Genomic DNA, 7,188 nt, shown 5'->3' with positions numbered 1-7,188 from the left:
GCGGCAGTCATGACTGCCGCACGCCGCTCCCCCCTGCTCGGGACCGCCCCGCCCGCGTGGCTGGACTCCCGCCCTCGATTCGGTCACGGATCATCGACGAGGCGTATGACGTCCCGTCGGAAGCGGATTCGGACCCGTGCTCGCCGGAGCCCCGGGACGGCGAAGTGACCGGCCGGTAGGGTGCTGCTGCACGGACGGACCGACGGAAGTGGGGCACATGGGCGGCGACGGCACGGGGTTCTTCGAGTCGGCGGAGCACGCGGCCGCCCAACTGGCCGAAACCGGCTACCTGGCCTCCACCGCGGTGGCCACCACCGTCTTCCTGGCCGACCGCCTGGGCAAGCCCCTGCTGGTCGAGGGCCCCGCCGGGGTCGGCAAGACCGAACTCGCCAAGGCGGTGGCCGAGATCAACCGGGCACGCCTGGTCCGGCTGCAGTGCTACGAGGGCATCGACGAGGCCCGCGCGCTCTACGAGTGGAACCACGCCAAGCAGTTGCTACGGATCACCGCCGGCCGGGACGAGGGCTGGGACCAGGCCCGCACCGACATCTTCGGCGAGGAGTTCCTCCTCACCCGGCCACTGCTGACCGCCATCCGCGGCGACGAGCCGACCGTGCTGCTGATCGACGAGATGGACAAGGCCGACGTCGAGGTCGAGGCCCTGCTGCTGGAGGTGCTGAGCGACTTCCAGGTCACCGTGCCGGAGCTGGGCACCATCACCGCGACCCGGCGGCCCTTCGTCCTGCTCACCTCCAACGCCACCCGCGAGCTCTCCGAGGCGCTGCGCCGGCGCTGCCTCTTCCTCCACCTCGACTACCCGGACGCCGAACTGGAGCGCCGGATCGTCCGGCTCAAGGTCCCCGGCCTGGACGCGACGCTGGCCGAGTCGCTCGTCCGGGTGGTCGGCGCGCTGCGGGCGATGGGCCTACGCAAGGCGCCGTCGGTGGCCGAGACCATCGACTGGGCCCGCACCCTGCTGGCGCTCGGCGCGGACACCCTGGACGAGGCGGTGGTCCGGGACACCCTCGGGGTGATCCTCAAGCACCAGGACGACATCCTGAAGGCCACCCGGAAGCTCACCCCGGCATGACGGACCGCCCCGCCCCCGCGGCGGCCGCGACCACCGGGGCCGCCGACCTCGCGGCCCGGCTGACCGGGCTGGTCCGGGCCCTGCGCGGGCACGGGCTGCGGGCCGGTCCGGCCGAGACCGTCGACGCGGCGGCCGTCCTCGACGTGCTGGGCCTCACCGACCGGGAGCAGCTGCGGGCCGGCCTGGCCGCCGCGCTGCTGCGCTCCGAGGCACAGCGGGCCGTCTACGACGCCACCTTCGACCTCTACTTCCCGCTCGGGGTGGGCGCCCCGGAGTCGGCCCGCGGCGGCCCGTCCCCGGACGGCCCCGAGCACGCCGACGACGCCCGGGCCGCCGCCCGCGGTCTGGCCGACCCCGTGCGCGAGGACCTGCGCGAGCGCCTCGCCGCCGCCCTCGCCGCCGACGACCGGGCCGCCCAGGCCCGGCTGGCCGGCGAGGCGGTGGCCGCGTTCGGCCGCTACGGCGCCGGCTCGGTACCCGGCTCTGACGGCTGGTCCGCCCACCAGACCCTCGGCCGGCTCGCCCCCGAGACCCTGCTGGCCCGCGTCCTGGCGGCGCTGCGCGCGGGCACCGCGGCGGACACCCCGGCCGACCTCTCCGACGGCCTCCTCGCCGACGAGATCCGCCGCCGCGTCCAGGCCTTCCGCGCCATGGTCGGCACCGAGGCCCGCCGCCGGGTGGCCGAGGTACGCGGCACCGAGCGGATCGCCGAACGGGCCGTCGCACCCAGCGCCGACCGGATCGACTTCCTCGCGGCCGGCCGCGACCAGCTCACCGAACTGCGCCGCACCGTCCACCCGTTGGCCCGGAAGCTGGCCACCCGGCTGGCCGCCCGGCGGCGGCGCGCGGCCCGTGGGCAGATCGACCTCCGCCGCACCCTGCGCCGCTCGCTGTCCACCGGGGGCGTGCCGTTGCGCCCCGCCTACCGGCTGCGCCGGCCGGCCCGCCCGGAGATCGTGCTGCTCTGCGACGTCTCCGGCTCGGTGGCCGGCTTCGCCGACTTCACCATGCTGCTGGTCCGCGCGATGAGCGAACAGTTCAGCAAGGTCCGGGTGTTCGCCTTCGTCAACCGCACCGCGGAGGTCACCGAGCTGCTGGCGGGCAGCGGGGCCGATCCGGCCGGGCTGGCGCGGCGCATCCTCACCGAGGCCAAGGTGATGGGCCATCACGGCAACAGCGACTACGGCTCCGCCCTGGGCGAGTTCGCCGACCGGCACCTGGACGCGGTCGGCCCGCGCACCAGCGTGCTGATCCTCGGTGACGCCCGCAACAACCACCGCGACCCGAACCTGTCCGCCCTGCGCCGGATCGCCGGGCGGGCCCGGCGGGTGTACTGGCTCAACCCGGAGCACCCCTCGCTGTGGGGCGGCGGCGACTCGGCGGCGAGCGCGTACGCGGAGGTGGTGGAGATGCACTCCTGCCGCAACGCCCGCCGGCTGGGCGAGCTGATCGCCCGGCTGCTCCCGGTCTGACCGGCCGGGGAGCGGCCGGCGCCGCCGGGCGCGGGCTCCGGCTCCGGTTCCGGTTCCGGTTCCGGTTCCGAGCCCGCGGGCGCGTCAGCCGTCCAGCCCGCGCAGGAAGTCCAGCAGGGCGGCAGTGACCTCGGCCGGCCGCTCCTGCTGCGTCCAGTGGCCCGCGCCGGGGAGCGTGACGTGCCCGTACAGCCTGGGGGTGAGGCGCTCCAGGATCCCGCGCAGCGCGTCCGGGCCGATCAGCGCCGACACCATGTCCCGGTCCCCCGCCACGTAGAGCGCGGGCACGTCGATGCCGCGCCCGGCGAAGGCGGTGAGCAGTTCGTTGTTGCGGTCGATGTTGCGGTACCAGTTCAGCGGACCGGTGAAGGCGTGCTCGCCGTGCCCGGCGTAGTCGGCGACGAAGGCCGCGATGTCGTCCTCGGTGAGCCAGTCCGGCAGCTTCTCCGGCTCCGGGACGGTGTCCAGCAGCGTCTGCCCGTCGGGGACGACCCAGGCCTGCGGCCGCTCGGCGCCGGGGCGGTCGCCGGAGCCGCTGAACAGGACGCGGCGGAAGGTCGAGCCCGGGTCCCGGGCGAACTCGGCGTCGGCCACCCCGGGCCGCTGGAAGTAGATCTGGTAGAAGCCCTCGCCGAACCGCTCCCTGGACAGTGCGAGCGGCGGCAGCCCGGAGACCGGCAGCGGCGGCACGCTCAGCCCGGCGACCCCGCGCACCAGGTCGGGGCGGAGCGCGGCGGTCGACCAGGCGACCGGTGCGCCCCAGTCGTGGCCGACCAGCACCGCGGGCCCCTCGCCGAGCGCGGCGATCAGGGCCGTGACGTCACCGACCAGGTGGAGCAGGGTGTAGGCGTCGACGGCCGCGGGCCGCTCGCTGCGGGCGTAGCCGCGCTGGTCGGGGGCGACCACCCGGTAGCCGGCGGCGGCCAGCGGGGCGAACTGGTGCCGCCACGAGTACCAGCTCTCCGGGAAGCCGTGCAGCAGCAGCACGAGCGGGCCCTCCCCCTGTTCGGCGAGGTGGAGCCGGACGCCGTTCACCTCGATGTCGCGGTGCGTGATGTCGCCGTACGCGAGGTCCCCGTAGGCGGAACCGGCCTCGCGTGCGGCGCCGTCCGCCCCGCCGCCGGTCCGCCCGCCACCCACCTGCCCGCCGCCGGTCCGCCCGCCACCCACCTGCCCGCCGCCGGTCCGCCCGCCGCCCACCTGCCCGCCGCCGGTCCGCCCGCCGAAGGCCTCGCCGGTGTCCCTGGTCACGTCGCCCACCCCTGTTCCTCACGCCGTCCGGACCGCCGCCGGACGGATGACGTCCGACCGGTCGCTATCCACCCTGCCCAGCGGAACGCCGCGGGAACCCCCGGATTCCCCCTCCCGCGGCCGCGCCCGGGGTGGGGTCACCCGGCCTGCGCGAGCTTCTCCCGCGCGTCGGCGAAGTCCTCGGCGGTGGGCGCGTCGTCCTGGGTGAGCCGGTGGCGCCAGTACCCGGCGAACTCCACCGACGCCTTGGCCAGTCCGCGCTCCTCCACCAGGTGGCGCCGGATCGCCCGGACCGCCGAGGCCTCCCCGGCCAGCCAGGCGAACGGCGTACCGCCGGGCAGGTCGGCGGCGCGGACCGCGTCGGTCAGCGGACCGCCGGGGGCGGCGCCGTCGCGGTACACCCAGTGCACCGTCAGGTCGGCCGGGGTGGCCAGCGGCTGCCGCTCCGCCTCGTCGGCCACCTCGGCGTACACCACCGCCCGGATCCCGGCGGGCAGCGCCGCCAGCAGGGTGGCGATCGCGGGCAGCGCCGTCTCGTCCCCGGCCAGCAGGACCCAGTCGGCCCCGGCGACGGCGGTGGCGAGCGGGACGGGCCGGGCGTACAGCTCGGAGGGGCCGACCATGCCGAGCCGGTCGCCCGGCCGGGCGCGGTCCGCCCAGGCGCTCGCCGGGCCGCCGTCGCCGTGCAGCACGAAGTCGACCTCCAGCCGCCGGGTGCCGGGCCGCCGGCCGCGGACGGTGAAGCTGCGCATCCACGGTCGCTCGTCCTCCGGGACGGCCAGGTAGGCCTGGTACCAGCCCATCGGATCGTCGCCGCCGCCGGGCAGCACGGGCTCGGTCCGGCCGGGCTTGGGGAAGCAGAGTTTGACCTGCTGGTCGGGGGTGCGGCCGACGCTGTCGTCGAGCGCATCGGCCTCGAAGGTGATGCGGGCCGTCCGCGGGGTGACCCGCTCGACCGCGACGACTTGGATGTATGTGACGGGCAATGCCACCGTCGGACCCTCCGGTTTCGGCTCCACTGATAACCTTACGCCATAAGCGATTACCTCGACGAGGATACTTTACGGCATAAGGAGTTCGCTACCGTGACCGTCTTCGCGGGCCAGGGTGACGCCCACAGCTCGATGTCCCTGCTCTGGCGCGGGCCGGAGGAGCCGCGCACCGGGCGCAGCGGCCCCAAGCCCGCCCTCAGCGTGGACGCGATCGTGACGGCCGGGATCGCGGTCGCCGACGCCGAGGGGATGGCCGCACTGTCCATGCGCGCGGTCGGCCAACGGCTCGGCCGCACCGCGATGGCCCTGTACACGTACGTACCGGGCAAGGCCGAGCTGCTCGACCTGATGCACGATCGGGTGCTCGCCGAGCTGCCCACCGGCCACGACCCCGCCGAGGGCTGGCGGGCCGCCGCCACCGCCTGGGCCGAGGAGGCCTTCACCTGCTACCTGCGGCACCCGTGGGTCCTGCAGATCTCCCAGGCCCGGCCGGTCCTCGGCCCGGCCGAGCTGGGCGCGATGGAGGCGGTGCTGCGGATCCTGGACGGCGCCGGCCTGGCGCCCCGACAGCTGCGCGGCGTGGTCGCCGCCTTCTGGCAGCTGGTCCGCGGAATGGCCCGGACCGCCGCCGAGGCCCGTGCCGCGGCCGTGGACACCGGGGTGGCCGACGAGGAGTGGTGGTACGCGCGGTCCACCCAACTCGCCTCCCTCGCACCGGACTTCGCGGAGCGCTTCCCACTGCTGACCGCGCTGGAGAGCGGCGGCGGCGCCCCCGAGGCCGGGGACGGCGCCGGTGACCTGGAGGAACGGACCCGGGAGGCCTTCCGCACCGGGCTCGCCGTCCTCCTCGACGGAGTCGAGGCGGCCGCCGCCCGGTCGTAGCGCCCGGCGGGCCCACCGGCACTGTCCGCTGCCCAGGTGACGGTTGGTCTGAGCGGGTACGCCCGGTCACCGATCAGCGTAGGCGGGCGCTCCACCGGTCACCCTGTTCGCACGAGCTGGCGGACGCTTCGACTATGTCTTCCTTCAACCGACTGCTCACCCGCGTCCGCCGACGGGCCGGCGCCCTGGCTCTCCCCTGTACGGTGCTCTCGACCCTGGTGCCGGTCCTCGCCCTCGGTGCCGGGGCCGTCCCCGCCGTGGCGGCGCCGCTGCCCGGCGGCCTCGGCCCGTGCGTACCGGGCAGCTGCCCGCCCAGCTATCCGACGTCGATCAACAACCTCCCGTTCACCGGCCGGGACAACGGCATCAACATCTTCGTCGGCAACCAGTTCCAGGTCGCCGGGCGCGCCGCCGAGGCCGAGGGCCGCGTGGTCGTCCTCGACAGCTTCGCCCAGGCCAAGGAGGCCGGCGTCAGCTCCATCTACAACATCGGCATCGCCGGCGTCGGCTCCCGGGTCCCCCCGCCGGACGGCGCCGACTTCCTCACCACCGGCGGCGGCATCACCATCGCTCCCGGCCAGACCCTGGTCGCCGAGGGCGGCGTGGTCCGGCACGCGGGCACGGTCACCGGCACGGTGACCGGGACCCTGGTCACCGACCCCGACGCCGTCCGGCCCTACAGCGGACTGCGCGACCAGCTCACCACCGCGTCCGACTGCTACGCCCGCGTCGGCGGCACGCCGCGCACCCCGACCGGCACCGCCGTGAACCAGGGCGGGCAGACCCTGTTCACCGGGGACGGCAGCTCGGCCCTCCAGGTGTTCAACGTCGACTTCGACCTCACCGGGCCGACCGGGGGCCAGCAGGGCATCGTCTTCGCCGGCATCCCCTCCGGCGCCACGATCCTCGTCAACGTCCTCGGCGCCACCCGGGCCCTGAACACCTACAGCGGCGGCATCAACGACACCGACGACCCGCTCAACGCCTACCGCGACCACCTGCTGTGGAACTTCCCCGACGCCACCGCCGTCACCCTGGCCGGCACCGGCCAGTTCCAGGGCAGCTTCCTGATCGGCCGTCAGGCCTCGCTGACCACCGTCACCCTCGCGGGGATCAACGGCCGCTTCTTCACCACCGGCTCGCTCACCCACACCAGCCTCCCCGTCGGGGGCGGCGGCCAGGAGTTCCACTCCTACCCGTTCAACGGCGACCTCCCCTCCTGCACCACCCCGCCGGTCACCGGTGAGGTCCGCGTCCTCAAGACCGACGCCACCACCGGCACCGCCCTCGCCGGCGCCGTCTTCGAACTCTGGCACGAGACCAACAACACCCCCGGCCTCCAGACCACCGGCACCAACCCCGACACCCGACTCGGCGCCACCTGCACCACCCCCGCCGACGGCACCTGCCGACGCACCGTCGACACCGGCACCTACTACTGGCGCGAAACCACCGCACCCACCGGCTACGACCTCCCCACCGACCCCGTCTTCGGCCCCCT

General features: G+C 75.2%; 6 protein-coding genes. 4 read left to right on the top strand and 2 right to left on the bottom strand.

Going from position 1 to position 7,188, the window contains the following annotated elements; all coding sequences use genetic code 11:
- Positions 1–217: 217 nt before the first annotated feature.
- Entirely contained in the window at positions 218–1,090 is an 873-nt protein-coding gene (locus tag ABZ495_RS18920; RefSeq protein WP_329486104.1) for a MoxR family ATPase, read from the top strand.
- Positions 1,087–2,562 (top strand): VWA domain-containing protein, encoded by a 1,476-nt coding sequence (locus tag ABZ495_RS18915; RefSeq protein ID WP_359836976.1) that lies wholly within the window; start codon positions 1,087–1,089, stop codon positions 2,560–2,562. The genes ABZ495_RS18920 and ABZ495_RS18915 overlap by 4 nt, the downstream gene beginning before the upstream one ends.
- A gap of 84 nt (positions 2,563–2,646) precedes the next feature.
- On the opposite strand, the gene ABZ495_RS18910 is transcribed toward ABZ495_RS18915, so the two are convergent.
- On the bottom strand, positions 2,647–3,618 hold the full coding sequence (locus ABZ495_RS18910) for an alpha/beta hydrolase (RefSeq protein ID WP_359812449.1): 972 nt from the start codon (positions 3,616–3,618) through the stop codon (positions 2,647–2,649).
- A 332-nt stretch (positions 3,619–3,950) separates the two neighbouring features.
- Positions 3,951–4,805: a siderophore-interacting protein gene (locus ABZ495_RS18905; RefSeq protein ID WP_359807476.1), complete on the bottom strand. Its 855-nt coding sequence runs from the start codon at positions 4,803–4,805 to the stop codon at positions 3,951–3,953.
- Between the two features lie 93 nt (positions 4,806–4,898).
- Between ABZ495_RS18905 and ABZ495_RS18900 the strand changes: the two genes are divergently transcribed.
- Both ABZ495_RS18900 and ABZ495_RS18895 read left to right on the top strand, forming a co-directional pair.
- Positions 4,899–5,687, top strand: coding sequence for a TetR/AcrR family transcriptional regulator C-terminal domain-containing protein (locus ABZ495_RS18900; RefSeq protein ID WP_359807473.1), 789 nt, complete (start codon positions 4,899–4,901; stop codon positions 5,685–5,687).
- Positions 5,688–5,821: 134 nt separating this feature from the next.
- Positions 5,822–7,188, top strand: a 1,367-nt coding sequence (locus tag ABZ495_RS18895; protein ID WP_359836973.1) for a choice-of-anchor A family protein, incomplete at its 3' end; no start/stop codon positions are given.

Origin of the sequence: Kitasatospora sp. NPDC005748, assembly GCF_040630735.1 — a bacterium.
GTDB lineage: Bacteria > Actinomycetota > Actinomycetes > Streptomycetales > Streptomycetaceae > Kitasatospora.
Note: the sequence above shows the minus strand (reverse complement) of the source record. Positions and strands in the feature narration are given on the sequence as shown.